The sequence below is a fragment of the Cryobacterium sp. Y57 genome (assembly GCF_002929505.1).
Classification (GTDB): domain Bacteria; phylum Actinomycetota; class Actinomycetes; order Actinomycetales; family Microbacteriaceae; genus Cryobacterium.
This window is the reverse complement of sequence record NZ_PJJL01000022.1, coordinates 1-3704: the sequence shown is the minus strand read 5'-3', so window position 1 is coordinate 3704 and position 3704 is coordinate 1. Positions and strand designations below refer to the sequence as shown.

The window sequence follows — 3704 nt, the reverse complement described above, 5'->3', positions numbered from 1 at the left end:
CGTCGTGGCCATGGCCCTCATCCCCGAAGCAATTGCCTTCTCCATCATCGCCGGTGTGGACCCCCGAGTCGGACTGTTCTCAACCTTCATCATGGCCGTATCGATCGCGTTCCTCGGCGGCCGCCCCGCCATGATCACCGGCGCGACCGCAGCCATTGCGCTCGTAATCGCCCCCGTTGCCCGGGATTACGGCATCGACTACTTCATCGCCACCGTGATTCTCGCGGGCCTCTTCCAGATTGTCTTCGCCTTCATCGGCGTCGCTAAAATCATGCGGTTCATCCCCCGCAGCGTCATGGTCGGGTTCGTCAATGCCCTCGGCATTCTGATTTTCACCTCGCAGCTGCCGCAGCTGCTGGGCGTCCCGTTCATGGTTTACCCGCTCGTCGCTGTGGGCATCATCATCATGGTCGTCATGCCCCGGTTCACCAAGGTGGTCCCCGCACCGCTCGTCGCGATCGTCGTTCTCACGATCCTCACCGTCGTGGTGTCGATCAACGTCCCCACCATCGGCGACCAGGGCGAACTGCCCACCACCCTGCCGCAGCTGTTCTTTCCCAACGTGCCGCTCAATCTCGAAACGTTGACGATCATCGCTCCCTACGCCTTCGGCATGGCCATGGTCGGAATCCTCGAATCCCTAATGGCGGCCAAGATCGTCGACGAGAGCACGGATACCCACTCTAATAAGACCCGTGAGTCCTGGGCTCAGGGCGTTTCCAACATGCTTTCCGGCTTCTTCGGCGGCATGGGCGGCTGCGCAATGGTCGGCCAGACCATGATCAACGTCAAGGCCTCCGGGGCTCGCACCCGCATCTCCACCTTCCTCGCCGGCCTCTTTTTGCTCGTGCTCGTGCTCGGCCTCGGCGATGTACTGTCCGTCGTGCCCATGGCTGCTCTGGTCGCGGTGATGATCATCGTGTCCGTGCTGACCTTCGACTGGCACAGCATCCGCCTGAGCACCCTGAAGCGAATGCCCAAGAGCGAGACCACGGTCATGGTCGCCACGGTCATCGCCGTCGTCGCCACCCACAACCTCGCCGTCGGCGTCGTGATCGGTGTCGTCATCGCCATGGTCGCCTTCGCCCGCCGCGTCGCCCACCTCGCACAAGTCGAACGCAGCCTGACCGTGGATGACCAGGGCCCGGTCGCTTACTACACCGTCACCGGCGCACTGTTCTTCGCCTCGAGCAACGACCTCAAGACACAGTTCAGCTACCTCGACGACCCCGACCGCATCATCATCGACATGACAAACTCGCACATCTGGGACGCATCCACCGTCGCCACCCTCGACGACATCAAATACAAATACGAACGCCACGAGAAGACCGTAACCATTGAAGGACTCAACGAAGCGAGCAGCCTGCTACACGCCCGCCTCGCCGGCAACATGGGCTCGGGCCACTGACCCGGCACATCACTGCCCAATCGGTCGAGCCCCCGTCGCATGACGGAGGCTCGACCGATTTGTGCTGCCCGGACCGATAAACCCTTACGTCAAGGTAACCTTGCCAAGGTCAACGTGGCACTGTCGCCGACTCCCATTCATTCGGCTTCTCCGTGAGGTCCCTTCCCCTTTCTGGAGGCCTCATGGCCATCGTTTCCAAGCCCATCACCGCGAACCGCTACCGGGCGGAGCCTTCGGTTCTGACCGCGCTGCGCACGCCCCGCCTTCTCACCCGCGAGGTGCTCGCTGGTCTCGTCGTTGCCATGGCGCTCATTCCCGAGGCGATCGCGTTCTCGATCATCGCCGGCGTCGACCCGCGCGTGGGCCTGTTCTCGTCGTTTGTCATGGCCGTCACCATCGCCTTCGTCGGCGGTCGCCCGGCCATGATCACCGCCGCCACCGGAGCCATCGCCCTCGTCATCGCCCCGGTGGCGCGCGAATACGGCATGGACTACTTCATCGCCACCGTCATCCTCGCCGGCGTGTTTCAAATCGTGCTGAGCCTGATCGGCGTCGCCAAACTCATGCGCTTCATCCCGCGCAGCGTCATGGTCGGTTTCGTCAATGCCCTCGCCATCCTCATCTTCACGGCCCAGTTACCCCAGCTGCTCGGCGTGCCGTTCATGGTTTACCCGCTCGTTGCCGCCGGCCTCATCATCATGATCGTGATGCCGCGTCTCACCAAAGTCATCCCGGCGCCGCTCGTGGCCATCGTCGTACTCACCATCGCGACCGTCGTGATCGCCATCAACGTGCCGACCATCAGCGACCAAGGCGAACTCCCGCAGAGCCTGCCCGAGCTGTTCTTCCCCAACGTTCCTCTCACCTGGGACACGTTCACGATCATCGCCCCCTACGCCCTCGGCATGGCCCTCGTCGGAATCCTCGAGTCACTCATGACCGCAAAATTCGTCGACGAGATCACCGACACCCACTCCAACAAAACCCGCGAAACCTGGGGCCAGGGCGTCGCCAACGTCATGTCCGGCATCTTCGGCGGCATGGGCGGCTGCGCCATGATCGGCCAGACCATGATCAACGTGAAGGCGTCCGGTGCCCGCACCCGCATCTCCACCTTCCTCGCCGGCGTCTTTCTACTCGTGCTCGTGCTCGGCCTCGGCGACGTGCTCGCTGTTGTACCCATGGCCGCCTTGGTCGCCGTGATGATCATCGTGTCGTACCTCACGTTCGACTGGCACAGCATCCGTCTGTCAACGCTCAAACGGATGCCCAAGAGCGAGACGACCGTCATGATCGCCACGGTCGTCGTCATCGTCCTCACCCACAACCTCGCCATCGGCGTCGTCGTCGTCGTCGTCGTGATCGTGGCCATGGTCGCCTTCGCCCGCCGGGTCGCCCACCTCGCCCGGGTCGAACGCACCGTCGAACTCAACCAGCCCGTACCCACCGCCTACTACACAGTCACAGGCGCCCTGTTCTTTGCCTCCAGCAACGACATGATGACGCAGTTCGAGTACGCCGACGATCCCGACCTCATCGTGATCGATATGTCCGCATCCCACATCTGGGACGCGTCCACGGTCGCCACCCTCGACGCGATTACCTACAAGTACGAGCGCCACGACAAGCACGTCGTCATCGAGGGGCTCAATAAGGCCAGCACCGAGCTGCACAGTCGCCTGGCCGGAAACCTCGGCGCCGGCCACTGACGAGATCGATGCTCTAAAGCGCAGCACCAAGACGTCAGAAAATCGTCCCACTCGGCGTTTCGTCTCGGCCATCTCACCGTGCGACATTCCACGAGCGGCCACAAAAAGTGACGAATGAAAACTGAACGAGAAGGCCCCGAAGCAATATCCTCGCGGGGCGGTACAGCTGAACCTCGCATGCGGGCGAGTGTGGGAGGTTTCTCGGATATTTCTGAAATTGAGGCGGACGTCCGTCGGCGTCCGGTCGCATACCGTCGCGCCCGAACCCCGTCAGCCAACGCCCCCTCGACCCTTCGCCGCTGGGACGTTGCGCAATCGTCAACGATGCTGTCCAGATGTCCCGCCCGGCGAATAGGTCTGCACGAGTCACGCCTCATTTACGACACAGTGATGACTGATGCATATGCCATGTGTTTCAACACACTGAGGTTGCGAGACACCTCCCATATGAGGATTGCAACGGGCGAGCCGCGCAACGTCTTGGTCCGAGGGTGCCCGCAAGCGGAACCCTCTGCGGGACCTGACCTAGGCGTCGCATCTCAAATGGATCGGATAATCGCTCGGGTGATAGTATCGATGGCGCG

Annotated in this window: 2 protein-coding genes; both read left to right on the top strand. The window is 62.3% G+C overall.

The window, feature by feature from the left end; genetic code table 11:
- Nucleotides 1-1411 (top strand): SulP family inorganic anion transporter (locus CXY72_RS00195; protein ID WP_233197562.1); only part of this gene is annotated, 1411 nt, incomplete at its 5' end.
- A 182-nt stretch (nt 1412-1593) separates the two neighbouring features.
- Entirely contained in the window at nt 1594-3120 is a 1527-nt protein-coding gene (locus tag CXY72_RS00190; protein ID WP_104125733.1) for a SulP family inorganic anion transporter, read from the top strand.
- Nucleotides 3121-3704 lie beyond the last annotated feature (584 nt).

Coding starts and splice junctions, on each gene's coding strand:
- CXY72_RS00190 (WP_104125733.1), top strand. CDS start 1,594: ATGGCCATCGTTTCCAAGCCCATCACCGCGAACCGCTACCGGGCGGAG.